This window comes from Exiguobacterium sp. USCH10, from assembly GCF_037619445.1.
Lineage (GTDB): Bacteria > Bacillota > Bacilli > Exiguobacteriales > Exiguobacteriaceae > Exiguobacterium > Exiguobacterium aestuarii_A.
This window is the reverse complement of the sequence record NZ_JAQPZO010000009.1, coordinates 56,633-82,289: the sequence shown is the minus strand read 5'-3', so window position 1 is coordinate 82,289 and position 25,657 is coordinate 56,633. Positions and strand designations below refer to the sequence as shown.

The window sequence follows — 25,657 nt, the reverse complement described above, 5'->3', positions numbered from 1 at the left end:
ACCGAGTTGACATTTCACCTTCTGAATGACTATGCTTATAGGTAAGGAAGAGGTGATCGACTTGTTTAAAGCTGGAGACTTAATCATCTACTCGACCCATGGCGTATGTCGGATCGACGACATTTCGGACAAAACGGTCGCAGGAGAAACGAAATCGTACTATACGCTTCACCCCATCAACAACTCACAGAAGTTGCAGATTAGCATCCCGGTCGATAATGACAATGTGATGATGTTGACGTTGCTCGAAGCAGACGAAGCATTAGAGATTTTAGAGTCGTTCCGCTCGCCTGGCGTTGAATGGAATCCGCATTCGAACAATCGCAATCGTGAATTTTTAAATGTTGTCCATTCAGGGAACCGTCATGAGATCGCTCAAGTCGTGAATACGTTGAGCCGTCGTCAAATCGAGGCGTTACAGGCAAACAAAAAGCTGTACGAACAAGATCGTAAAATTTTAGAGAACGCCAAAACCATTTTGGTGAAAGAACTCTCGCTCGCTCTTGAACGTTCAGAGAGCGACATCGAACGTCAAATCGGTGAATACTTACATGAAAGCATGGCGACACTCACACCTTGACCCTTCCACGTGGAAGAGGTCTTTTTTTGTTCTGCTACAATAATATACTTTTTTTGACAATTTTCGGGTATTCTAAAACAAATAAACCTTATGATATAGGGAGGATGTTAGGATGCAACTGCACTCTAGTACGACCCATGTCACCGACACGCATGTCGTTCGGGCAATCGAAAACAATTTAGCAATCATTCGTTTCGATGAAAATCGTCGCGTCGCTTACGTCAATGAAATTTTCGCCAGAACGATGGGCTATGAAGTCACTCAATTGATGGGACGACACCATCGTGACCTTTGCTTACCCGAGTTTGCGAACAGTCCTCAATATGACTTGTTTTGGCGAAAGCTGTTGCAAGGCTTGAGTTATCACGACAAAATCGAGCGACGTGCGGCCGATGGTCATAGTGTTTGGTTAGAGGCTACCTATATGCCGATTTTCGATGACACGAACCAGCATGTCATCGGTGTATCTAAAATTGCGGCTGATATCACGTCTCGTCAACAGGATGTCCTCCATATGGCGAACGACCTTCAAGAAACATCGGAGTACTTATCTGCACAATCCAAAGTCGGGAAACAAGATGGGGAACATGTGCTAGAAAACGTGAAACAAATCGAAGCAGAATCGATTCAAAACAGGGAACACCTTCTTGCACTCCAACAAGAGGCAAAGATGATCACGGACATCGTCCAAACGATTCGCGAAATCGCTGCCCAAACGAATTTGCTCGCACTCAATGCGGCCATCGAAGCGGCACGCGCAGGCGAGCATGGACGCGGGTTCAATGTCGTCGCCACGGAAGTGCGTAATCTGTCGAATAAAGTGTCCCACTCGATCACAGAAGTGAATCACAATATCGAAGGCATCATCAAACGGATTGATGACGTGTCCACGAGCATCGGACGCATCTCTCACAAAGTGAAAGATAGCTCCGGACAACTCGAACAGACGGTCCGAGAGTTCGAGAAATTAGCGGATTCAGCAGCTACACTCGAACAACAGGCGAAGACGTTTCTTAAAATGGTGTAACGCGAAAACCGTTCAAATGAAGCTGCGACAACGCGTCCTGCTTCGATTGAACGGTTTTTGTTAGTGTTCTTTAAAGTGGTTCAATACATCATCTCTTAACTGTTGAAACGCATTTCCCTCCCGCCCATAGTATTTCAAGTGCTTGGTACAAAAGACGACGCCTCTCGCACCACAAGGATAGTTGATTGGAATGGGACCAAGGTCAATCCAGTCTTTGAGCCGATAAGATCGATTGTAAGCCAACGGCGAAAGTATCTCTTCAGAATCTAACCATTTCATCAAATCACGTGTCGCATCCAGACTATGCACGATGACGACAGGCGGGGCATGCTCAAGCATCAATTTACGAAACCATTCCTGACCAACTTTTTGAATTCGAGGCGACATCGCCTTTAATTGTTTCGCATTTTTCGTCGGATATGCATTGATATTCGTCTCCAATACTTCGATTTTCCCATTCGACTTCGTTTCTAAATGTTCTACCAAATGATTCAGTCCAATTCTCGTTTTTGAAAAAGGTTTCTTTCCTTTTTGTACGTTTTTCTGCTGAATGAACGTTAAAAACGATTCTCTGTCCGTGATTAAATCAATGTATCGTTTGACATCATAATTTACATCTATTTTCAAAATCGAAGAGGCTGGATTGATTCCAACTACAAAGACATTCGGTTTCGACAATTTGTACTTACTGACAAACGGTCGCAAATATTCTTTCGTAGTGATGCTCTCAACAAACTCTTTCAACCCGTCTTGATTCATGAGACACCGCTCCTTATTCATCTTCAATCTGTAGCGATTCTGCCGACGCCGTATTCGTGATTTTATGGTACTGCTCGAATTCATCTGTGACTTCTTCTAGATATTCAGGACCGACGAATAACACGTTCGTCCCCTTCTCGACCAATATGAGAGGATACCCTTGAAATGTGACTGCATCAATCACATCCTGTACGTTCGATAGAATCAATGTATCCTGTGTAGGATGGAATAATCTCACTTCGTGGAGATCAAGCCATTGCAACACACGTTTGAATTCCCATTCTCCATCTAACGCTATGGAGACGAGCACATAGTGACCATTCTGACGCATCAGCACAGCAAAACAATCAGCGAGTTGAATCGACTCTGTCTTCAGTTCCATTGCATACTCCTCATAATTCGGAATGACACAATACTCAAAGTGTTCATCGTATGTTCGCAGATGTTTTAGATAACGTGCATATTTTTTCTGCTCCCACTTACTCAGTTTAATCGGATCGATGACGTATCCCTCCTTTTCATATTCCTATTTTTGTAAATACCCATTTTTTTATTCTCCTTTTACAGTCCCAAAAGAAAAAGCGAGCATACGATTGTATACTCGCCTCATTCTCTTCAATTGTGGACCATGTCCTTTTCCTCTAAACCGAGCGTGACCGCTGTCGATTCGTGAATCGTCTTGAACAGGTCCGGATGTTCCGAAAGTTTCAAGCCATATGACGGAACCATCTCTTTGATTTTCTCTTCCCACTCCGGTAACTGTTGCGGGAAGCACTGCTCGAGCACCTTCAACATGACATGAACAGCTGTCGATGCGCCTGGAGAAGCACCAAGAAGTGCCGCAACGGAACCATCTTCCGCGCTGACGACTTCTGTTCCGAACTGAAGTGTCCCTTTTCCTTGCGGTGTATCTTTGATGACCTGAACCCGTTGCCCGGCCACAACGATTTCCCAATCTTCGTTCTTGGCGTTCGGGATGAATTCACGAAGTTCATCCATGCGCTTGTCGTGTGACAAGAGCACCTGTTCGATCAAGTATTTCGTGAGCGGCATCTCTTTTGCCCCTGCCGCAAGCATCGTGATGACGTTGTTTGGTTTGACCGAACGAATCAAATCCAAGTTCGATCCTGTTTTCAAGAACTTCGGCGTGAAGCCGGCGAACGGTCCGAATAACAACTCTTTTCGTCCATCGATAAAGCGTGTGTCGAGGTGCGGTACCGACATTGGTGGTGCCCCGACTTTCGCCTTTCCATAGACCTTCGCGTGATGTTGCTCGATGACCTCACGATTTTTACAGACGAGGAAGAGTCCACTGACTGGGAACCCGCCGATTTGTTTCGACTCCGGAATCCCTGTCTTTTGTAAGAGTGGTAAACTTCCGCCACCGCCTCCGATGAAGAGAAACGGTGCCGTATGCGTCTCAATCTTGTTCGCAGACAAGTCTTTCACTTTCACTTCCCAAAGACCGTTATCGAGACGCTTCACGTCCTCGACGCTATGGCCGTAGTTGACCTCGACTCCGTTTGATGTGAGATGGTCAAACAACATCCGTGTCAACGCGCCGAAGTTCACGTCCGTCCCTGAATCGATTTTCGTCGCGGCAATCGGTTCGTCCGATGTCCGTCCGTCCATGATGAGCGGGAACCATTCCCGTAGCTGATTCGGATCGTCCGATAAGACCATGCCTTCAAATAACGGATTCGTTGTGAGCGCTTCCAAACGGCGTTTCAAGAAATCGACATTCTTCTCCCCTTGGACCATACTTATATGTGGAATTGAACGAATGAAGGCACCCGGATTTTCAATCAATCCTTGCTTGACGAGATGTGCCCAAAACTGGCGTGAGATTTGGAATTGCTCGTTGACGTTGACCGCTTTGGAAATATCAATCGTCCCATCCGCGTTCTCCGTTGTATAGTTTAATTCGCAAAGTGCGGCATGTCCCGTACCTGCGTTATTCCATTCGTTTGAACTTTCTTCCCCTGCTGCATCGAGCTTTTCGAACACTTTGATGTTCCACTCCGGTACGAGCTCTTTAAAGAGTGAACCGAGCGTTGCGCTCATAATGCCTGCCCCAATTAAAATGACGTCTGTTCTCGTTTGCGTACTGCTCATGAAAACCCCATCCTTATCCCCTGAATTTTTTGTCATACAACCGAAGAATCCCCATTCCTCAATCATATATTTTTATAATCGTTATACCGATTATAACTCTTTTGTGATGAATGATAAGGGTTATGTATGATTTTTTGTGCTGAAACTTTTTATGAAATTGTCATGATTCCTTGAAACGAAGGAGGTGTTCTTGTGAGACGCGGTCTAAGTTTTACAATCCCCAATCAATACGGTCATTTTTTACAAGATATTTTGACTCCTATCCCTATCGACCAATATCAATGGAAGGTAATTGATGAGGAATCCTATGTTGTGAAAGATGAACAACTTGACTGGTTGTTGTTTCCGAAGTCGACCATTATCAATGGTCGACAACTCAATGAACTGATCACTCAACATGAACACTATTTGATTTTTGTTGATATAAAAGCGTTCCACTCTAATATGTCCCCGGAAATCGTAACTTATGAAGATTTTCTACAGAGCACGTGCAAGTTTGTACTACTTGTGATAGATAGTCAATACGTGACGATATACTGTAAAGATCAAGAGATGCTCAACTCCCTCTACGAAAATGCTTTTTTGCATGAATTCGAGGAGATTGCATACATCACAAGTCATAATGACTCGATGACACGCTTATCTTGCTGGTAATTGAGCATTTCAAAAAGGAGAATCCACATGCCCACACTCTATCTGATTCGCCACTGCTCGGCCTCCGGTCAAGAATCTGATGCACCACTCACGGAAGCGGGTCACGAACAAGCACACCTACTCCGTGATTTCTTTCGTGAAATCCCGATTGACCGGATCACCTCAAGCGACTACACTCGAGCGATTGCTTCAGTCACGCCACTCGCGGATGCGCATCAATTTTCAATCGAACGTGAACCGTTGTTACGAGAACGGATTTTGGCTTATGAACCGCTCGAAGACTGGCTGACACCGCTACGTCAGTCGTTCATCGACCCGACGTTCAAGTTGCCTGGTGCTGAATCTGGTGAGGAAGCGACTCAGCGAATCATGCAAGTGATCCAGCGGGCCCAGTCTCGACATGGCTCGACATTACTCGTGACACACGGTAATCTGCTTGCGCTCCTGTTACAACGGCTTGATTCTAAATATGACTTTGATACATGGCGTACGATGCGTAACCCAGACGTCTATCGTCTCGATTTAAGTGACGAAGAGCCCGTCATCAAATGCATATGGCCACATAAATAAGCCGCCTCGACATGAGACGGCTTTTATTATTTCTCCACGAAGAACATCGAAATGGCTCCGAGACCAACGTGTGTCCCGACCGAGACCCCCATCTGCATGAGGTAAATCTCGCCTGTGAAATCTGTTTCGGTTTCAAGCTTCGCTTTTAAGTTCTCGGCAATCCGCTGATCGGATGTGTACCCGATAATCACAAAATTCGTGATGTCCGGATTCACGCGCTTCACGAACTCGTCCGTATAATGCTTCAACACTTTACGTGTGCCTCGCTCTTTGGCAACAATGGCACCTTTCCCGTTCTTCATGCTCATAATCGGTTTCACCATGAGTAATTTTCCGATGATGGCACTTGCGTTCGAGATGCGTCCACTCTTAATCAAATGGTCCAAGTCATCCACGGACAAGAAGTGCTTCACGTTCGTCTTATACGTCTCGTTAAAATCGACGAGCTCTTCGAATGTCGCACCGGCTTCACGCATCTGCGCGCTCTTGAGCAATAGCCAGCCGCTGCCGTGACTCATCGATCGGGAATCGACGACATGAATTTTCACGTTTGAGTCAGGATGCGCCTCTTCGAAGTACTCCTTCCCAATGACCGCTGACTGATAGGACCCGCTCGTCCCACTCGACATACAGATGCATAAAATCTCTTCGTGACCAGCAGCGACCGCATCTTCCATCAATGTTAAGAACGTCGCCGGACTTGGCATCGCCGTCGTCGGGAATTCCGGGAGCGCTTCCAACATTCCGTAAAAATCATCCGGCTGGATATCCACCCGGTCCTGGTAAGACATATTGTTCATCGTAATGATCAACGGCGCGACCCCGATGTTGTACTGTTCAAGCACTGCATCTGATAAGTCACACGTTGAATCTGCTAGTAATTTAATCATACATTCCTCCAAAAACCTTCTCCATAAGTGACGGGAATCATCCTACAACTTCGTCGATTCAGACGTCACGATAGGACTTTCTTTAGTGTAGCAGATTTGGAGGGGGAAATGTTTTTTTACTGGGTTTGATGTGCGACTTGTTTCTCGTGGTGTAAGAGCCATTCTTTTCTCCATAATCCACCGGCATACCCTGTCAATTTCCCATTCGATCCGATGACACGATGACAAGGCACGACGATACTCAGTTTGTTGCGTCCGTTCGTCGCCCCGACTGCCCGGACAGCCGTAGGTCGCTTCACTCGCTCGGCGAGTTCGCGGTAAGAAGCTGTCTCCGCATAAGGAATTGTCTGTAACGTACTCCACACATCCCGCTGAAACGGCGTGCCCACTTGTTCAATAGGAAAGGTGAACGTCATCCTCTCCCCTCGAAAATAAGCATCGAGTTCCTCCTTACACTGTCGCAACACATCAGGTACATTCGGTTCAGGTAATTGCGCCACTTCGCGTTCAACGAATAAGATCGACTGGATGACTTTCTCTGTTCCAACGATTTCGATCACGCCAACCGGCGTCTCCATGTCTAATTTATACGTCTCCATATAATGACCTCCATAAATAGAATGTCGCGTATCCTTCCCAACCTTTCCAGCGCTCTCCGTATCGTTTCACTTCTTCAATCGTCGGCTTTTTAGGCGTACCTAATTGATGCTGAATCGCTTGATGCAATCCGACATCCGCGACCGGAAAGGCTGATGCATCCTGAAAACACTTCATCAATACATAGTCCGCCGTCCAAGCCCCGACACCTCGTATGGAAAGCAATCGTTGACGAATATCGGATGAAGATTGCGACTGTAGAGCCGATTTCGATAGCGTTCCACCTGTTATTTCCCGTGCAATATCAATGACATACTCCGCTTTCCTTCGACTAAACTGAAGCTCACGTAACGTTTCCGGCTCGAGCAAGGCGATTCGTTCCGCACGCGGGAACGTCCAGTACGTTCTTCCCTCGACGACTCGCTGTTCGCCATATCGTTCGACGAACCGCCGCTTGATCGTATAGGCGAAGGAGAGCGTGATTTGTTGCCCGATGATGGCCCATGTGAGTGCCTCGAACAAATTTGGGAAGCCAATCATCCGTAACCCACGATGCGCTTTAATCAAAGGAGCCAATAATTCATCTTTTGCACCCATCGCCTCAAACGGTGTGAGGTCACGATCAAGGTCTAACCAGTCACGCACTTCACGTTCAATGCTTTCTGTTTCCGTATCCGAGACGTCATCGACCGGGAACAGGATACGAATGTGGTCTTGCTCTCCTTGAAGTTCGACGAGAATGAGGCGTTCCCCGATTCGCATCAGTTTTTGAACTACCCTGTCCGTCGTGACATGGAGTACTTCTTGTTCGGACCGACTTAAAAAGACGAGACACTCATGAAAATCAAACGGTTGCGGAACGTTTAGTAGCAAATCGTTCATATGTCCCCTCCTTTTCGATACATATTCGGTGTGCACCCTTTCACTTGACGGAAGACGCGGTAAAAGTTCGACGGCGTTTGAAACCCGACCTCATAGCAGACTGTCAGGTTGCTCATCGTGGTCGTTCGCAATAAATACGCCGCCTTGTCGATACGAAGTCGTTCCAATAGCTGCCTTGGTGTCTCTCCTGTCGCTTGGGTGAACGTCCGCTCCAAATGGAACGGGCTCAGTTGGACATGTTCGGCAATCTGTTCGAGGCGAATCGGCTGTTTATAATGTTCCATCAGATACACGGTCACCTGTTGTACGAGCGCTCGGTGTGGGGCATGCTCGACTTCCGGCTGGCATCGCTTGCACGGTCGGAAGCCGTTCGTTTCTGCCTCTTGTCTTGTGATGTAAAAATCAACATTCTCTTTTTTCGGTTTGCGGGAACGACACGAGGGTCGGCAATAGATTCCTGTCGTCTTCACGGCCGTATAAAATAACCCATCATACGTTGCGTCACAAGCGAGCACTTTCGCCCACTTTTCTTCAAATGTCAGCATGTCCACACCCCTCTCTTACTCTCACTGTAGCAAATATAAAATCAACATCTCGTCCTCTTTCTTGCGCTTACAATCCCCTCTTTTGAAACGTTTTACAGATTTCAGTCGTATCCTATAGTACGATTTAGTTAGAAGACGCTGTCAGTCATATGACAGATAAGGAGAAAATCTCATGCGCACTCGTTTTTCATGGAAACAATTAAAATGGCTCATCCCTATAGCGTTAATCGGATTGATTTTAATCCAGAGCGGACAAGAGTTAAAAAATCTCTCGCTTGCGACCGCCTTCACGACATTGAAACAACTGACCGGGTGGGAACAGTTCACGCTCATTCTACTCGGTGGATTCGCCGTCCTGACGATGACGGGATACGATTACTTCCTGCTTCGTTCTTTACATATTGAGTTGCCGAAGCGAAAAGTCGTGCAAACGGCATGGATCACGAACTCGATGAACGGGATGCTCGGATTCGGTGGGGTGATTGGGATCGCCCTTCGTACTTCCCTGTATCGTCCTTACACGGATACGAAACGCCTACTCCGTGCCATCGGTTGGATGACACCGACACTCATCAGTGGTCTTTCTATCCTCTCCATCGGTGTGCTTCTCGGGATTTTTCCAGCAGGTGCACTCGTCGGGACGAAACCTTGGATTTGGCCAGTGTTGCTTGCGGTGAGTGCAATGCTCCCGTTTTACCTGTTCGTCACCTCACGCCGCTCAAACGTCGGTTGGTCCACGTTGATCGGATACACGCTGACTTCACTTGCCGAATGGGTCACCGCAGGGCTCGTCGCCATCTACGCGTTATCGTTACTCGACGGGTCAGCTTCGTTCACCCAACTCTTTGGAGTATTTATCGTCGCCACGGTCGTCGGTGTCGTCTCCCTCGTCCCAGGGGGTGCCGGAACGTTCGATTTACTATATCTTGTCGGAATGACACAATTGGGGATTCATCAAGACATTGTCCTCTCATCTTTGATCATCTACCGATTCGTCTATTTCGTCGTTCCTTTTTTGATAGGACTGTTTCTCGCGGCCATCACGTTCGGGGACCAGGTCGTCAAACAAATCGAATATCGACCGATCATCGGATCTTCTTATGAGATTGGGACCGTCGTATGGCGTATCGTTTCCCGGACACTCGCGAAGATTGGGCGCTTGACCGGGAGTCTTATTGCCTTGATGAGCAGTCTATTGATTTGGTTCCAGACACTTCTCCCGAGCGTGACACCACTCTATGAAGTGAATCGTTGGTTCGAGTGGATTGGAACGCTCTTCTTATTGAGTGCCGGACTTCTCATGTTCCTGTCCGTATATGGCATGTATGTGCGGACAAAGCGAACGCTCTGGTTACTCAATACGGCGTTCATCTGGGCGACCATCGGGGTCATCGCTCGAGGCTTGAACTTATTCGAAACATTCGTCGTCATCGGTTTCGCTGCTTTCGTCTGGTTGACACGAAAACGCCACGTCCGATACCGCTCAATCTTAACGACCGGTCGTCTCATTCGAAACCTGTTCTACGTTTTGCTGTATGTGGGTTCTCACGCCCTCTTGCTGCAGTCGTTCGCAGGTACCGACGACTTGTTCTTCACATCACATCAGGCCGGTTGGTTGACGGTGTTACTTCTCCTCTTCACGTCACTCGTGGCAAGTGCACTCCTGCTCTTGTTCGACCGCTGGAAGCGTCCGGCGCTTGGCGAAGCATACGATGAAGATCGAATCAGACAGTTTCAATCAACACAACACACATCGAGTAGCTTTGACTTGGCCCATATGGCAGATAAGCGTTTCTATATGAACGAGACTGGAAACGCGTGTCTCTTATTTGCGACAGCGCGGAACCACGCGATTGTTCTTGGAGACATCCAAGGTGAACGACAGGCCGCAACTGAACTGTTAACGCGTTTCATTGAAGATGCGGACCGGATTGGGTATATTCCTTTATTTTATCAAATCACACCGAATTGGATGCCGCGCCTTCATGATGCCGGCTTCACGTTCTTCAAACTTGGGGAAGAGGCGACGATTGACGTTTCGACCTTCTCATTGTCCGGCAAGAAGCGTGCAAATATGCGCTCCCTCTACAATCAATTTGAGAAGAAAGGAATCACATTCGAGATCGTCTGTGAACCGAGCCTCCTGTTATTAGAGGAGTTAAAAGATATCTCAGATGAATGGATTGGAAATCGAAATGAGAAAGGATTCTCTCTCGGTTTCTTCGACTACGAAACATTAAGACGTTATCCGACCGCTCTGTTACGGGACGCGGACGGTGTCGTCGTCGCCTTCATTTCGTTACTCCGAGGGAATGGGATCCTTTCAATCGATTTGATGCGTTCGAAAAATGAAGCACCAACTGGAGCAATCGAAGTGTTGATCCTGCACATTATCGAATGGGCACGTGCGCAAGGTTATGAACATGTCGGACTCGGCGTGGCACCACTGGCCGCCGTCGGTGAACAGACGTTCTCCCATTGGCCAGAGCGCGTTGCCGCCGATATTTTTGAAAACATCAGCTACATCTATCCGTTCAGCGGATTACGACAGTTTAAGCAAAAGTTCAAACCGTCATGGGAAGGGCGTTATCTCGCATTCCGACAACGTCGTAAACTTCTGCCATCAATCTTACGAACAGCACGACTGATTAGTCGCAAACGTTAAAAAACAGGAATTTCTCACGAGGAGAAATTCCTGTTTTACGTATGATCTTATTTCAACGTCACACTTACGTTATCAATCGTGATGTCATGGGCACCGAGTGGTGATCCTTCTGTACGTCCCATCAAGAACTTCAATCCTGTCATATCCGTTACTGGCATCGTCACTTCAAACGTATACGTGTTCGTTTCCGGTGTGAGCGAAACGACTTCGCTTAAATAGCGATAGTACCCGGCATTCTCTAACGTCACTTCGAATGAACGAGCGACTGTAGAAGATGCATCGAATTGTACGACGTACGTTTGATCTTGTTGTAACTCAAGACCGCCTTGCTCCATGAGGACACTCCACGCTTCGTTCCCTTCTTGCGTAATCGAGATACGTGCTGCCTCATTCACCGCTTCGACAGCAGCCTGTGCGTCAAAGTGTACATATGAGCCCCAGTGTGTGAGACCTTCTGTGAATGCTCCATTTTTGAGTGGAGATGGATCGATGTAAACCGGTGTGACATCGCGCAATTCGACGTCATCGATTTCAATCACACCTTTTTCAGAACCGAGAATGAACTGAAGCTGACTCATGAGGTCAGTTCCGGCTTCCATGGTGAACGGAATTTCATACGTATCGAACGCTTCTGATAAAGCGATACGCTCTAGCGGAAGATAGGCATCCCCATTCGCTCCGTTCAATCCGACTTGAAGACCGTCTACACGCTCTGCACGGGCTTTGAAGCGAAGAACGTACTCATGTCCTTCTTGCAATTGAATGCCTTTTTGCACCAATGTTGCCGGTGCTCCTTTTTTCTTGTTCGTTTCGAAACGGAAGAGACGCTCTACCGGGTCGACCGTTCCTGTCCCTTTCGTGACACCTGGATCGAACGTCCAATACGTCATGCGATCCATCGCACCTTGGTCGAACGTACCGTTATACACATGGTTCCCGTCTCCAAGCATCGGTTTTGTCGCATTCGGATCGAACGCCTCACGAGGTGTCTGCTCGACACGGACATTCCCGATTTGGACACCAGACGTACTGAGTCCAACGTTGAACTCAAGACGTGCCGCAAGGTCAGTCTCTTCTGTCATATCGAATGTCATCGAGTACGTTTGGACGTCTGTCGTCAAATCAAATGACCCTTCATCTGAATATTTCGCATAGCCTCGGTCTGGACCACCACCGACTTTAACGGCGATCGAACGCGCCGCGTCCGCTTTGGCGTCAAACGTCACTTTATAATGTCCGCCTTGTCCGAGCGATACGTTTTGAATCAATTGATGCGAGTACGGCTGACTTCCTGCCTGGTCAATCGAAATGTCGGCAAAACGTGATCCTGCCAAATCGATTACATCGACTGAACCGACACCACCAAAGTCAGGAAGCGCCACATAGTTCCAATAGGTCGGGTTGAGCGCCTGTGCACCGTTCGTCACCGTTGTAATCGGTTCTGTATAGTCTTCATCATAGACGAGGTTCCCGTCTTCTAAAGGTTGCTTCGCCCCTCCTGGCAATACGACTTCTTCATCCGAGTATGTCGGCTCGACAGCATCGCGATACTTCCCATTCTTCAAGTCAAAGACGCGGACGTAATCGACTTCCATCTCTGCCGGGAATGGTGTCGTCTCATCGACGTCCCCATCAAACCATCCACCGACCGCCAAATTCATGATCAAATAGAAATCTTGGTCGAATGGCGCAGGATAGCTATATTTCGATGCTTTGTTCGCTTCTTTCGCATACCAGTCATTTTGAGTCTGGTAGAGTTGACCATCTACATACCAACGAATCTCACCCGGCTCCCACTCGACCGCATATGTATGCCATTTGTCGATGCCGTCACCTTCTGCGAAGTGATAGTCTTTCCCCGTGTACTTGTTGTTCGGCCATGTTTCCCCGTAATGAATCGTGCCAGCGACTTTGTCCGGCTGACTGCCCCATGACTCCATGATGTCGATCTCACCAGATGCGGCCCAACCACCGTAACGGTCCTCTTCCGGTAGCATCCAAAATGCTGGCCAGAGCCCTTTTCCTGTTGGAAGTTTCGCTCGCATCTCGTAACGACCGTATGTCTTACTGAACGTGCCCTTCGTCGTCAACTTCGCCGACGTGTAATCATATGTGCCGAATTGATCGGATGCTTGCTCTTTTTTTGCACGGATGATGAGCTTCCCATCTTTTACGAAAGCGTTTTCGTTTTTGTCCGTATAAAATTGCTTCTCGTTGTTCCCCCAACCGGCAGCGACCGGATTTCCGTCTTTGTCGACAATCCAGTTCCCCGTTTCAAAGTTCCATTTCGAATGATCGATTTCCGCCTTACTAAACTCATCTGACCAGACAAGTTTCCACTTGGCGTCGTCTGCTTTTGAGCTCTTTTCAGCAGGTACTTCTTGTGGCAATGACAAGACGAGACCTGTTCCAAGTGCGAGTGCAACCCATTTCTTCATCATGTGTCCTCCTTCAGGATAAGTGATGGCAATATATCAGTCCGTTCTTTTGAAAGCGATTTCCGAAAGCGCTTTCGTTAACGCTATTATAAAATTTTATCCATCCCAACTTCAACCACTTTTCGGAAGTGAAATCAAAATGACATACAAAAGCACCGACTCATGTCGATGCTTCACGCAGTTCCCAATTTGAAAATGTCACGTCAAAACCTGTCGCATTCACATCCGGACTGCACGCATACGGCCCGATGCGTAACGTCGATACGTCATGAAGATGGGCAATGCGAAGCTGTTCACGCGTACCATCATCATACTCAACAAAAATTTCCACATCTCCATCTGTATACACGATTTCAAACGTCAATGGTTGAGGAATCATCTCATTTGAAAAATCACGTGTCGACCAATCCGAATATCCAAACGAAGTGACGACTGCGCCAAGATGGGACGGTCCGTTTGGAATGTACTCGACAGACGTCTTGATCCAATGGTCATCATTCACATATAAGACAATCCCGGCCTGGTCATATGTATGGCTCGGTTCCATTTGGATTGTCGCCCGACATGTAAATCGTTTGGCTTTGACGTCTGTTAGTCGTGCATGCGCCGTCATACGATTGAATCCGTAATGTGTATTTCGCCAAAAGTCCGTATCTGGCAAAGTGCGGAAAGCGAGCGGTTCAAATCCGTTCACGCTATTCGGTTCATTTATCCACTTGTACGTATGCATGACGATCAATCCCTCCCCATTGGCCTCGCATGGCAAACAGTAACGGTATCATCGGCGTATGATACGGTATGAATTCATGCTGTTGAATCATCTGGAGAATCGTCGCCTCATCCGCCCACTTCACGGCTTGCACTTCAGATTCTTGAAGCGTCAGCTCATTCAAATCCACTTCCATTTCGACCAAATAGATATCGTCAAATCCTTCGTCAAAATTGACTGTCAGATGCGGTCGTGTCTGAGATAGATCAAGCTTGAGCCCAATCTCTTCTTCGAGCTCCCGCATCGCGGCTTGTTGGCTCGTATCTCCTACCGTGGCACTTCCACCGACTGTGATATCCCACATGTTGGCCCATCCATCTTTGAACGGTTGGCGCTGTTGAATTAACATCTCGCCCTTCTCGTTAAAGATACACACGTGAATCACAAGGTGATACTCTCCTTCTGGCAAACGACTTCCCCGTTGCCATGTGCGACCGGTCTTTTCTCGGTCCACGTTATAGACGTCCCAAAATTCCATTAGATACTCCCCTTTATGTTGCTGCACTTGATGCCGCTGCTTGATCTGCTTTCGCACAATCGATGGCTACGACGATTGAGATGAGAAGGTGCTCCATCTCTGGTTCTTCGACACGAATCTCATAACTGTCGCCCCATGAGAACCACTTCTTTTGAACACTTCCAATCGATTGTCCATTCTTCGTCACTTCAAAATCCATGTCCCACCAGTCCCCTTGGACATCAATTCCAGCCGCATCAATGGAATACTTCGGTTTGAAGAATGAAAATTCTTTTGAGATGGTCATCATATCCGTACCATCCACTTCTACGAAAAACTTCGGTAAAAAGCTGAACGTCTTTTTCGTGATGGTTGTGACCGTTTGACCATTCACGTCTTTAATTTCAAACGACTTTGGAAACTTCATAAAGCTACCTTCGATGAAGTATTGATCATGTCCATCAGAATCTTTGATGGTGAAGCGGCCGCGTAGACTGAACACTTTTTCTTTCATGTAGAGCGTGTGCATGATGATCCCTCCGATTTTGTGTAGTCCTTTACTTACGAGTCCAACCCCGAAATCGATTCACTCATAGCGAAGTCGTCTTCTTTGATACAATATCGAGAATGTCCGACAAGTGATTCACGACATAATCTGCTTCTTTTAACTCTACTTCTTGTGCGAAGTCAAAACGACAGCCGATTGAAGTAAGTCCGTTCGCTCGTGCAGCCATGATATCCGATAATCTGTCTCCGACTACGAAGCCATCCTGTAGTTCATACTTATTCACGATTTCAGCCACTAAATCACCCTTATCCAACGTATCGATTTGCTGAATACTGTATGTTTCGGTAATCCAATGATCCAATTCATAGTGCGTTACAATCGCTTGTAAATAGGCAACCAAGCCATTGCTCGCAATGAAGACTGGATAACCCCTATGATTCAATTGTTCAAACAACTCGAGTACCCCGGTATATAATGCACCATTCCCGTTTTGAATGTTTTTGATGAGTCGTCTTAAGAAATAGGCATCGACCTCTTCTCTAGTTTGTTCGTCGTGTTGTGGGAGCAAGGTTTTCCAAACAACAGGCAATGGTACGCCCATGATCTTTCGGTATTCGTCAATCGGTGTCGGTCCATCCCATTCTCCATTTTTTCGTAGGTGCTCAAACGTTTCATCCAACGCCAACTTTAAAATCAAATCTGTCCGAAACAATGTTCCATCCATATCAAAAATCACTGCGTGTTTCATCCGCTTCCCCCTTGTTGACTGATTCATGGCTTGTCTGTCTATCATACGACTCTTACCCGAGTATGACTTCTTTTTGAGTAATTCTTCCAAAAAAGACTACGCGGGAAATCCCACGTAGTCTTAGCGTATATTCTTACTTATTTGATTTTCCCTTTATTCTTCAACAAGTTGAAGATCCGTTTCGCCTGATCCGTGTTGTCGCTCATACCGACGAATTTCTCTTGTTGTGGCCCGAATGCGTATACTGGTACATCGTCACCCGTATGACCGTCCGTTGTCCAGCCCGTTCCTGAACGCTGATCGAAGATTTTCTCGATGGCGTTGTCGATTTCCGTCACGTCATTCGTCTCAGCCGCTTTCTTCACAGAAGCAATCTCTTCAGACGTTAATTCCAAATCGATGTTCTCACGTAAGACGGCTTCCACATCCGCTCCACCTTCAATTTCTTTCGCCATGAAATCTGGTGTGCGTTTCGCTGCTTGGATCGGTGTCGGATCCCAGTTGTAATTTCCGTCCGCTCCGATTGAAATACCACCTGTCGAGTGATCCGCTGTCACGACGACCAACGTCTCCCCATTCTCTTTGGCGAAGTCACGAACGACCTCAAATGCTTGCTCAAAGTCTCTCATCTCACTCATCGCACCGACGACATCATTATCATGTCCGGCCCAGTCGATTTGACTTCCTTCTACCATGAGGAAGAACCCATCATCGTTCCCTTTTAGGCGATCAAGAGCCGAAGTCGTCATGTCCGCAAGACTCGGTTGTTCCTCGTCACGGTCAATCATTTTATCCATGCCAACTTCCGCGAAAAGACCGAGCACTTGCTCGTTGTTGTCTTGCTTCATTTCTTCTGCAGACGTAACGTAGCTGTAGCCGTCTTCTTGGAACTGTTTCGCAATATTTCGATCCGAGCGTTCGAAGAATTTCGTTCCGCCTCCGAGCATGACGTCTACTTTGTGCTCCCCATCAATCAAGTCATCATAATAATCGTTAGCGATGGCGTTTTCACTCTTACGCTGCTCTTCATGTGCCCCGTAAGATGCCGGCGTCGCATGCGTGATTTCTGACGTGGCGACAAGTCCTGTCGACATGCCGTTCTCTTTCGCTTGTTCGAGTACCGTTTTCACGTCTGTTTTGTCGTTATCGACGGCAATTGCGTTGTTATACGTCTTGACACCAGAACTCATCGCCGTCGCTGCGGCTGCCGAATCTGTCACGTTCTCCGCGTCGTCTTCAGGATATGTCGATTGCATACCCACCAAATGTGGATCGAAGGCAGTCGGCTCCATCTCTACCGTTTCTTCATTGTCGTTCATGTAACGAAGCGCTGTCGTATAAGGCACGCCCATCCCGTCCCCGATCATAAAGATGACGTTTTTCGCCTTATGATTCTTTGAATCTTTTGCGGCTTCTGCTTCATTTTGTTGTTGAACGCCAACGATTCCCCCAAGTGCAAGCGTCGAAACGACCGCGAGTGGAACAAACTTCTTCATTGTCTTTTTCATCTGTAAACCCTCCCGAATATGTACTACTCCTGTAGCCTAACGGACATTTGTAAAGATACATTTTCAGATTGAATACAGCCCTGTATGGTTTTTGTAAATGCCGCCATTTCAACAACATAAAAAGCCTGACTCTCTCGTCAGGCCTGTAACGCTGTATGAACAAAAGTATGCAACGCCTCTTGGCTCGTGATGTGTTCGTTGCACGTCTTACTGTCGACACATATATATGTGCCGATGGCTTTGTAATAGTCCGGATTTTTCGCTTGTTTCGCTTTAGTGATCGTAACGCAGTACGTCACATCCGTGAACTGATTACAAAAGGCACATATGTTTTTCTTCGTATTCGTGCTCGGTTTACATGCGATGCCAATCAATTGACCTTCGTATTGGCAAATCATCAACTTTTGATTGGAACGTCCATCGTTCCAACTCAGATAAGTGAGTCGTCCAAAATCAACATCGGATAACTCCGGTAAGCGAAGCTTCTTCTGTTTCGGGAACAATTCCTTCAGCTGCTCGGCAGAAATAACGGGAAACGGTTGAACCCATTCTCGTAATTGTTGCATGTATTCGTCGAACGCTTCGTTCGTCTGTAGCGCCGCGAACTGTAACAGCTTCAGTTGTTCAGTCGTCGCTTCAGGAAATGCATACATCACTTTCGATTGTGCCAAGTCGATGACTGCTCGCAAGACAGAAGGCGGCAGGCTTTGCGTTCGACTCTCTTTGACGAGCGTCACTTGTTCTTTGATGAGATTATACTGTTCGTTTTGAATAAATGGATCTGACATTTTGTCGCCCCCTTCCTCCATCTTCAGTTTACAGGAAACGATGCTTCCTTACTGTGTACACTTTGATTAAGAAACATAGTCGACCTAAAAAGGTACGACTAGCGAACTAGTCGTACCTCCTTCATGTCGATCGATACACAATCTTTCGAATCGTATGCGTCGCCAAATGATAGGACTTGGCCAGATTTTCGATTCGCTCTCCATTCCGAAACGCTGCGCGTATGGCTTCGTTTCGTTCCTCAAGTAATTGTTTCCCACCGTTGACCGTCCCCCATTTCCGTTTCGTGTCGGTCGGGGTCGGCACATATAGCGTTTCACCTTGTACGTATCGTTGCACCTCTTGCAACAATCGTTCTGGCAGGATCTGTTGCGCATTGACGTACTTCATCATACCTCGCTCCTTATTGAATGAATCCAATCCGATAAGGGAGCAAAGCCAAGTGGTAACGTTAAATCAAGCGATCAAGGTATTCGTTTCGCCCCATGCAAGTGATCGCCTTTCGTCCAAATGGCTTTGCATGAGTGCGTGAAGACCTAGAAAATCGAAGCCGATTTTCCACGGGTATGCGCCTCCTTTGCGATGTGTCGTTCTTTCGATTATACCGAATTCAATGAATCGACAAAAGGGCGACTCAGCCGTTCTTCATACTGAACTCATCCGCAAGGGTGAAGGATACGTCCTTCACTTCTAGGCCGCTCAATGCGAAATAGAGTTGGAGATAATTATGCTGGTTCAAGAAGAAGACCTGCTTCGTCTGTGTCACCCATTCTCCGGCCGTCCCATTAAACGTGAACGTCGCACCCGGGATATTGTTCGCAAACAACGTCACCGGCATCTGCGCCAACTCCCCTGCATTCGAACGGGCCGTCAACGTGATGTCATATGTCCCGGTCTGATCGACTGAGATGGCGAAGACGTGCGTGTTCCCTGTCGAGGTGTCGATTCCTGACAAATCGACGTGTTCCCCGTTTTCGAGATGCTGATAGTCCAACTCGAAGGTATCCTGTTGATTCGTCTCATCTTCAAAGCCGAGCACCTCGACCGAACCATCATGAATTCCGAGAAGACGCTCCATCGCTGGTGATTTCAAGATGAATGAACAAATGTTGCGTGCACTTCGCAACAACTCGCCTCGTGTGACCACCCCTTCTTCGAGCGATGCCATCGTATTGTCCTCGAACGAGTTGAGGTCTGGACGGTCGACGACCATATACAAATCATTTTGCGAGCGTACCATCGCTGCTGTGTTTTGGCGGTTGGCGGACTCGTCCTCACGGAAGTTCACTTTTGCCCACCAGTCCGTCATGACAATCCCTTCAAAGCCCCACTCGTCACGTAAGATGCGCGTGTTTTGATCGTATAACCCGGCCGTCCAAATCCCGTTGACCGCACCATACGTCGTCATAATCGATGTGGCCCGACCTTCTTTCACGGCCATCTCGAACCCTTTCAAATAAATCTCGCGTAACGCCCGCTCCGAGACGACCGAATCGATATCGTGACGATGCGCCTCTTGGTTGTTGGCGCTGAAGTGCTTGAGCGTTCCTGTCACACCGACACGATGCATCCCGTTCAACTGAGCGACTGCCATCTTCCCGGTCACATGCGGGTCTTCCGAGAAGTATTCAAAGTTCCGACCGTTCAACGGGTTGCGATGAATGTTCATCCCTGGTCCGAGCAACGTATCGACACGGTTTTTCCGCATCTCAAGCCCTGTCATCTCGAACAAGTCTTCAACAAGGTCGACGTTGAACGTAGAAGCCAAGAGAGTCCCGTTCGGAAGCGCAAACGCCTTCGTCCCGATATCCATACGAATGCCTGATGGACCATCGGCACAACACGCAGCTGGAATCTCAAGCTCGTTCAATCGGTCGGACACGCCACCAAACGCAGCTGCCGTACCCGGCGTGACACGTGGTGAGTTCATCCCTTGTCCGCGGACGATTGTCGCCAAGTCCTCATCCGTCAATTGATCCAAGAATGTGTCGAGTGACGCCTTCTCGTGATATACATCGCTCAATTTGATCCCTTGGTCACCCATGAACACTCGCGTCTCAGGGCGTTCTTCCAAATAACGTGTCTCGACGTCAACGGCGCGAAGCGGTGTCGACTCGTAGCCCACTTCAAATCCCTGTTCGCCTTGAATCGGTTTCATCCGTTCGAACGGGAGGACAGGCGCCATATTTTCGCTTAACGTCTCGAGGATGCGTTGCTCCTGCTGCTCGACTTCGAAAGCGAGTGTAGCCGAACGTACATCCGTTCCGACATATAAGCGATATGTTCCTGATTCGAGAACGAAGCTCGATTCATGACCCGTCACGCCAGAGTCGTCGTAGCTCGCAAAATCAGTCATGCGGACGTTAAACGAAAGGGTTTGTCGCTCACTCGGTTCAAGAAGCAATGTTTTCTCAAACGCTACTAAAGACCGGAGCGGATTTCCGAGTTTTCCTTGCGGTTTCTCGACGTAGAGTTGGACGACTTCTTTCCCGTCACACTCACCCGTGTTCGTCACTTCCACCTCAACCGTTAAAACGCCATCGACTTCTGCCGTACGCTTCACTTCAGTATGGAACGTCGTATAAGACAATCCAAATCCGAACGGGTACAAGACGTCATCTTTCGCGAACGTTTCAAAGTAGCGGTAACCGACATAGATATCTTCCTGATAAATCCCTTTATCCGCGTGACCAAAGTTCTTTGTCGACGGATAATCCTCGATGGATCGAGCAATCGTATCCGTCAGTTTCCCGGAAGGACTCACGTCTCCGACAAGCACGTCGACGAGTCCTTTTCCGCCTTCCATCCCACCTTGCCAAGCATAGAGGATGGCACTCGGCTCATTCGCCCACTTCATGTCGATGATGTTTCCGACGTTCAACACGACGACCGTCTTGTTGAAGCGCTTCGTTACGCGCTCAATCATCGCGTGTTCGATATCCGTCAATAAGTAACTGCCCGGGTCGGCCGTATTGTCACGGTCTTCCCCTGCCGTACGTCCGATCATGATGAGGGCGACATCCGACTCCTGTGCAGCTTGATCGACGAGTTCATCCGATACGTCCATTTCCTGTTGCGACCACGGTTCACCGGCCCAACCGACACCTTGGTCGAACGGGTTCTCTTTCACCCATTCCTCATACGTCGCATAAAGCGATTCATTGATATGAATATCTGTACGTTCACGCAACGCCTCGAGCGGTGTCGTGACATGTCCGACGTTCACCATCCCACCTGAACCGGTACCGCTCTTATAGTAATGGAACTGACTACGCCCAAATACGGCAAGCTTCGTTTTAGACTGCAACGGGAGGGTTTTCTGTTCGTTTTTGACTAACACGACCCCTTCCGCAACCGCTTGACGTGCCAATTCCTCATAACGTTTCCAATCCAATGTATACTGTTTCATTTCGTCAGCTCCTTAAGTCCTTTTGCGATTTCATTCATACAATCTTCTGCCTGTGGGTAGTCTCCTAATTTGTCCATAAAGGCATGATCCATACCCCGATATTGAATCAGTCGAGTCGGAATACCAGCTTCTGAAAGTTTTCGGGCATACGCCTCCCCTTCAAGTCGTAAGTAATCGTACTCGGCCGTCACAATCAAGGCTGGCGGTAAAGTCATGACGTCTTCTGCCAACAACGGTGAGACGAGTGGATGCGTGACATCCGTCTTCCCTTGAAGATAGAGGTCATTTAGTAACGAATCTGGATCTGCAAGAGCGAGCACGACACCTCGAATCAGGTCGTGATGGTGTGAGATGTCGTACGCATCAAGTGTCCATTCAAAATCATTTGTCGGAATGGATGCTAGATTGACGACGGGATAGACGAGCGCTTGATAACAAATGCGCCCCTCCCCTCGTTCTTTCTCCATCAGACAACAAGCGGTCGCCAAATTCCCTCCGGCACTGTCTCCGGCGACGGCGATTTGGTCACGGATGACGTTCAACTCCGTCGCGTTGGCGTATACCCATTCAAAGGCGCCGTAACAGTCATTCAATCCGGCCGGGAACGGATGCTCGGGAGCAAGACGATAATCGACGGAGATGACGACCGCGTTCGCCTGTTCCGCCAGCAATTTACAAGGATTCTCGACCGTATCGAGCGTTCCTCCGAAAAATCCACCACCATGGAAGAAGAGGATAGCTGGGATGGCTTCAGTATGATGCGGACGATACAGGCGGACCGGAATGTCACCGTCCTCACTAGGAATCATGAGATGCTCGGTTTTGATATCAGTCGTCGTCCGATCCTGATTCGGCCAACCCATACTGGCACGTGCCGCCTCGAGGTCAAATGCTGTATCCGGTTCATCGTGTGAAGAATGATTTGCGGTCAGCGTTTCGAACACGCGTGGGTCGAGATCGCCGGTGCGGTCTGAATCCGGTATGGGTTTGATGATGGTTTCGAGATGGTTCGCGTGCGTTCGATATTGGCTTTGTTGAAGGTGTTGGACGAGATATTTATAATCGGATTCCATTATGTAAGCCCCTTTCTTTCAACATTTCTGAACCTGATAAAATATTGTTATTGGATAAAGTTGTACATCGGCTCATCGCATGATACGTTGTTGGAACAGATCACTAAAGGAGTGTTATTGATGTATAACTGCGTCAGCTGCAATAAATCATTGAACGAACATGAAGTCATCCATACAGATGAACTCGGTCATTTCGGTGATCCAATCAAGCATTATTGCGATGCTTGCTTCATTGAGGGAGCAAAAATCGGTTTTCACAAGATGGAGATTGGTTGCTGCACAGCATGCCAACAACCGTTAGTTTTACAATTTGATCAGGAAGAAACCGCTAGCCTGGCTCGTGAAGATGGAACAGTTCATTACATATGCCCTCAAATGCTAGAAGCATATCAACAACAAAATGAAGAGCTGATCGAACAGTTAGAAGATGTTCATGACCAGTTTATTTTTTATGTGATTCAACCCGACCCGACGTTGCCTGACTTCGGATAATGGATTCTCATTCGCTTTCCTACCGTCTTTCGGTCTATAATGGACTGTATTGCAAATAGACATTGAAATTTTCTGAAGCAGAAGTTTTCACGAAAGAATGAGGTTACCCATGAACAAACAGCAATTCACTGATTATCGCCTGAGCGACGAGATTACTCGTGCGTTAGGCATTATGAAATACGAATCACCGACCGAAGTACAACAACAGGTCATCCCCCGTGCGCTCGAACGCGAAGACTTGATTGTCAAAGCACAGACGGGAAGCGGAAAGACAGCTGCTTTCGGGATTCCGGTCATCGAGCTCATCGATTGGGCCGAAAACAAACCCCAAGTCCTCGTCTTGACACCGACACGCGAACTCGCCGTTCAAGTACGGGAAGACATGACGAACATCGGACGTTTCAAACGAATCAAAGCGACTGCCGTCTACGGGAAAGAACCGTTCTCGAAACAGCGTGAAGAATTGAAACAAAAGACGCATATCGTCGTCGGTACACCTGGACGCGTCATGGACCACATCGAGCGCGAGACGCTCTCACTCGACCGCATCGAATACTTGATCATCGATGAAGCGGACGAGATGCTCAACCGCGGCTTCCTCGCCGACGTAGAGAAAATCCTTCAACAGTTGCCGGAAAATCGCGTCACAATGGTCTTCTCAGCAACATTCCCACAAGATATCGAACGTCTCTGTCAGAAGCATATGAATGCTCCGGCACGTGTCGCGATCGAATCGAAAGGTATGACCGCTTCGACAATCGAACACCGTTTACTTCCCGTTCATCGGAACGAGAAACTTGCTGTCCTTCAAGACATCACGGTCGTCGAAAACCCGGATAGCTGTATGATTTTCTGCCGGACGAAAGAGAACGTCGATACGGTGTACGCCGAGCTCGACAAAGCCGGTTACTCGGCTGAACGTCTTCACGGCGGACTTGAGCAAGAGGACCGTTTCGCCGTCATGAACGGCTTCAAAATGGGTAACTTCCGCTACCTCGTGGCGACAGACGTCGCAGCACGTGGAATCGATGTCGATAACGTCGAACTCGTCATCAACTATGACGTTCCTGTCGAAAAGGAAAGTTACGTGCACCGGACGGGTCGTACCGGACGTGCCGGTAAACAAGGAACAGCCATCACGCTTATGACCCGTCAGGAAGAACGTCTCATCGGAGCTATCGAATCATACGTTCAATTCGAAATTCCCATGATCGATGCTCCGACGGAAGCGGAAGTAGCGGCTAACCAAGATGCCTTTGAGCAAAAGTTGAGCGGACGACGCGTCGTTCGAAACAACAAGACGGCTCGCATTAACCAGGACATCATGAAGCTCCACTTCAGTGGCGGGAAGAAGAAAAAACTTCGTGCTGTCGACTTCGTTGGAACAATTGCCAAAATTCCTGGCGTATCCGCTGACGACATCGGCATCATCACAATCAATGATCAGATGACGTACGTTGATATCCTCAACGGAAAAGGTTCGATTGTCCTTCAAGCGATGGAAACGACGCCTGTCAAAGGGAAGAAATTAAAAGTAAGCAAAGCGCGTAAATAATGCAGATTCAGCCTCAAAGATGATATTCGTCTTTGGGGTTTTTTATTACCTCACAACAATCGAAAGCGCTTTCGATAAATATTAAAAAAATATGGATTTCAGAAAACGTTTTCACCTGCATCATACCTGTATCAAATCTCAAATTCAACCTTCCTCACTCGATTGTCAAAAAAGAGCCCAATCTGTCGTTTGGGCTCAGTCTTCCAAGTGAAGAAAATCAAATTTTGAGTCGATGGTTGAACTGTGGCTCGTTTGATGAATCGATTCGTCACGACTCACGAGATATGTGTACTCAGCATCCGGTTCTGTCGAAAATTTCACGAACAATGTATGAGGATTTATACTCTCAAATCCGTTCTCCCCATAAGGAACAGAGCGTACGGTGATGATTTCGGTCGGATATCGGTCCTTGAGATACGCTTCGAGCACTATTTTTTCTTCCTGCACCTGTTGATTCACCCAATAGGGACGAACTGCATAGAATATTCCGTACGCTAATATACAACACACCGTCGCGACCCGTATACGCCTGCGCCATTTCCCATGAAATTGAAACGAAAGCAAAGCCAATACAATCACGATGGCGAATACAACTAACAGGTCAATCAACTCAAGCGGATGCATCGATTT

25 protein-coding genes are annotated in these 25,657 nt (G+C 47.7%); 7 read left to right on the top strand and 18 right to left on the bottom strand.

Annotation, left to right across the window (positions count from 1 at the left end):
* Positions 1-52: 52 nt before the first annotated feature.
* The gene (locus PQI28_RS12605; protein ID WP_271305830.1) at positions 53-580 is read left to right on the top strand and encodes a CarD family transcriptional regulator; all 528 of its coding nucleotides are present in this window, start codon (positions 53-55) and stop codon (positions 578-580) included.
* 112 nt (positions 581-692) lie between these two features.
* Positions 693-1,607 (top strand): methyl-accepting chemotaxis protein, encoded by a 915-nt coding sequence (locus tag PQI28_RS12600; RefSeq protein ID WP_339963504.1) that lies wholly within the window; start codon positions 693-695, stop codon positions 1,605-1,607.
* 60 nt (positions 1,608-1,667) lie between these two features.
* Here the strand turns inward: PQI28_RS12600 and PQI28_RS12595 are convergent, their stop codons facing one another.
* The 3 genes from PQI28_RS12595 to PQI28_RS12585 all read right to left on the bottom strand — a co-directional run bounded on the left by PQI28_RS12595 (position 1,668) and on the right by PQI28_RS12585 (position 4,481).
* Positions 1,668-2,366, bottom strand: coding sequence for a hypothetical protein (locus PQI28_RS12595; protein ID WP_339963503.1), 699 nt, complete (start codon positions 2,364-2,366; stop codon positions 1,668-1,670).
* A gap of 13 nt (positions 2,367-2,379) precedes the next feature.
* Positions 2,380-2,748 carry a hypothetical protein gene (locus PQI28_RS12590; RefSeq protein ID WP_339963502.1) on the bottom strand — a complete coding sequence of 123 codons (369 nt, stop codon included), beginning with the start codon at positions 2,746-2,748 and terminating at the stop codon, positions 2,380-2,382.
* A gap of 233 nt (positions 2,749-2,981) precedes the next feature.
* Entirely contained in the window at positions 2,982-4,481 is a 1,500-nt protein-coding gene (locus PQI28_RS12585; protein WP_339963501.1) for a malate:quinone oxidoreductase, read from the bottom strand.
* Positions 4,482-4,673: 192 nt separating this feature from the next.
* Here PQI28_RS12585 and PQI28_RS12580 point away from each other — a divergent pair, with 192 nt between their 5' ends.
* Positions 4,674-5,135: a DUF2691 family protein gene (locus tag PQI28_RS12580; protein WP_339963500.1), complete on the top strand. Its 462-nt coding sequence runs from the start codon at positions 4,674-4,676 to the stop codon at positions 5,133-5,135.
* Between the two features lie 27 nt (positions 5,136-5,162).
* Entirely contained in the window at positions 5,163-5,705 is a 543-nt protein-coding gene (locus PQI28_RS12575) for a histidine phosphatase family protein (RefSeq protein WP_339963499.1), read from the top strand.
* A 26-nt stretch (positions 5,706-5,731) separates the two neighbouring features.
* Here PQI28_RS12575 and PQI28_RS12570 read toward each other — a convergent pair whose 3' ends face one another.
* The 4 genes from PQI28_RS12570 to PQI28_RS12555 form a co-directional block, all read right to left on the bottom strand.
* Entirely contained in the window at positions 5,732-6,595 is an 864-nt protein-coding gene (locus PQI28_RS12570; protein WP_214785465.1) for a DegV family protein, read from the bottom strand.
* Between the two features lie 116 nt (positions 6,596-6,711).
* Positions 6,712-7,194 carry a methylated-DNA--[protein]-cysteine S-methyltransferase gene (locus PQI28_RS12565; protein ID WP_339963498.1) on the bottom strand — a complete coding sequence of 161 codons (483 nt, stop codon included), beginning with the start codon at positions 7,192-7,194 and terminating at the stop codon, positions 6,712-6,714.
* Entirely contained in the window at positions 7,181-8,074 is an 894-nt protein-coding gene (locus PQI28_RS12560; protein ID WP_339963497.1) for a DNA-3-methyladenine glycosylase family protein, read from the bottom strand. Before PQI28_RS12560 ends, PQI28_RS12565 begins: the two co-directional genes overlap by 14 nt.
* A complete protein-coding gene (locus tag PQI28_RS12555; protein WP_214749608.1) occupies positions 8,071-8,619 on the bottom strand; it encodes a bifunctional transcriptional activator/DNA repair enzyme AdaA in 549 nt (182 codons plus the stop codon). The genes PQI28_RS12560 and PQI28_RS12555 overlap by 4 nt, the downstream gene beginning before the upstream one ends.
* Before the next feature lie 172 nt (positions 8,620-8,791).
* Here PQI28_RS12555 and mprF point away from each other — a divergent pair, with 172 nt between their 5' ends.
* Entirely contained in the window at positions 8,792-11,284 is a 2,493-nt protein-coding gene (gene mprF / locus PQI28_RS12550; RefSeq protein ID WP_339963496.1) for a bifunctional lysylphosphatidylglycerol flippase/synthetase MprF, read from the top strand.
* A gap of 47 nt (positions 11,285-11,331) precedes the next feature.
* On the opposite strand, the gene PQI28_RS12545 is transcribed toward mprF, so the two are convergent.
* The 10 genes from PQI28_RS12545 to PQI28_RS12500 all read right to left on the bottom strand — a co-directional run bounded on the left by PQI28_RS12545 (position 11,332) and on the right by PQI28_RS12500 (position 22,980).
* The gene (locus PQI28_RS12545) at positions 11,332-13,722 is read right to left on the bottom strand and encodes a carbohydrate binding domain-containing protein (protein ID WP_339963495.1); all 2,391 of its coding nucleotides are present in this window, start codon (positions 13,720-13,722) and stop codon (positions 11,332-11,334) included.
* A gap of 160 nt (positions 13,723-13,882) precedes the next feature.
* Positions 13,883-14,452, bottom strand: a complete 570-nt coding sequence (locus PQI28_RS12540) for a DUF1349 domain-containing protein (RefSeq protein ID WP_339963494.1) — start codon at positions 14,450-14,452, stop codon at positions 13,883-13,885.
* Positions 14,427-14,969, bottom strand: a complete 543-nt coding sequence (locus PQI28_RS12535) for an NUDIX hydrolase (protein WP_339963493.1) — start codon at positions 14,967-14,969, stop codon at positions 14,427-14,429. Before PQI28_RS12535 ends, PQI28_RS12540 begins: the two co-directional genes overlap by 26 nt.
* Before the next feature lie 13 nt (positions 14,970-14,982).
* Positions 14,983-15,477, bottom strand: coding sequence for an LURP-one-related/scramblase family protein (locus PQI28_RS12530; RefSeq protein WP_339963492.1), 495 nt, complete (start codon positions 15,475-15,477; stop codon positions 14,983-14,985).
* A 61-nt stretch (positions 15,478-15,538) separates the two neighbouring features.
* On the bottom strand, positions 15,539-16,204 hold the full coding sequence (locus tag PQI28_RS12525) for an HAD hydrolase-like protein (protein WP_339963491.1): 666 nt from the start codon (positions 16,202-16,204) through the stop codon (positions 15,539-15,541).
* A 137-nt stretch (positions 16,205-16,341) separates the two neighbouring features.
* Positions 16,342-17,712 (bottom strand): alkaline phosphatase, encoded by a 1,371-nt coding sequence (locus PQI28_RS12520; protein ID WP_214785457.1) that lies wholly within the window; start codon positions 17,710-17,712, stop codon positions 16,342-16,344.
* Between the two features lie 137 nt (positions 17,713-17,849).
* The gene (locus PQI28_RS12515) at positions 17,850-18,500 is read right to left on the bottom strand and encodes a FusB/FusC family EF-G-binding protein (RefSeq protein ID WP_339963490.1); all 651 of its coding nucleotides are present in this window, start codon (positions 18,498-18,500) and stop codon (positions 17,850-17,852) included.
* A 121-nt stretch (positions 18,501-18,621) separates the two neighbouring features.
* A complete protein-coding gene (locus PQI28_RS12510; protein WP_214731159.1) occupies positions 18,622-18,888 on the bottom strand; it encodes a CD3324 family protein in 267 nt (88 codons plus the stop codon).
* Between the two features lie 244 nt (positions 18,889-19,132).
* The gene (locus PQI28_RS12505; protein WP_339963489.1) at positions 19,133-21,907 is read right to left on the bottom strand and encodes a glycoside hydrolase family 3 protein; all 2,775 of its coding nucleotides are present in this window, start codon (positions 21,905-21,907) and stop codon (positions 19,133-19,135) included.
* Positions 21,904-22,980 carry an alpha/beta hydrolase gene (locus tag PQI28_RS12500; protein WP_339963488.1) on the bottom strand — a complete coding sequence of 359 codons (1,077 nt, stop codon included), beginning with the start codon at positions 22,978-22,980 and terminating at the stop codon, positions 21,904-21,906. Before PQI28_RS12500 ends, PQI28_RS12505 begins: the two co-directional genes overlap by 4 nt.
* Before the next feature lie 120 nt (positions 22,981-23,100).
* Between PQI28_RS12500 and PQI28_RS12495 the strand changes: the two genes are divergently transcribed.
* Both PQI28_RS12495 and PQI28_RS12490 read left to right on the top strand, forming a co-directional pair.
* Complete coding sequence (locus tag PQI28_RS12495; RefSeq protein WP_214696593.1) at positions 23,101-23,472, top strand: hypothetical protein; 372 nt, start codon at positions 23,101-23,103, stop codon at positions 23,470-23,472.
* Between the two features lie 109 nt (positions 23,473-23,581).
* Positions 23,582-25,027 carry a DEAD/DEAH box helicase gene (locus tag PQI28_RS12490; protein WP_339963487.1) on the top strand — a complete coding sequence of 482 codons (1,446 nt, stop codon included), beginning with the start codon at positions 23,582-23,584 and terminating at the stop codon, positions 25,025-25,027.
* Positions 25,028-25,222: 195 nt separating this feature from the next.
* Here the strand turns inward: PQI28_RS12490 and PQI28_RS12485 are convergent, their stop codons facing one another.
* A complete protein-coding gene (locus tag PQI28_RS12485; protein ID WP_339963486.1) occupies positions 25,223-25,651 on the bottom strand; it encodes a hypothetical protein in 429 nt (142 codons plus the stop codon).
* Between the last annotated feature and the right edge of the window lie 6 nt (positions 25,652-25,657).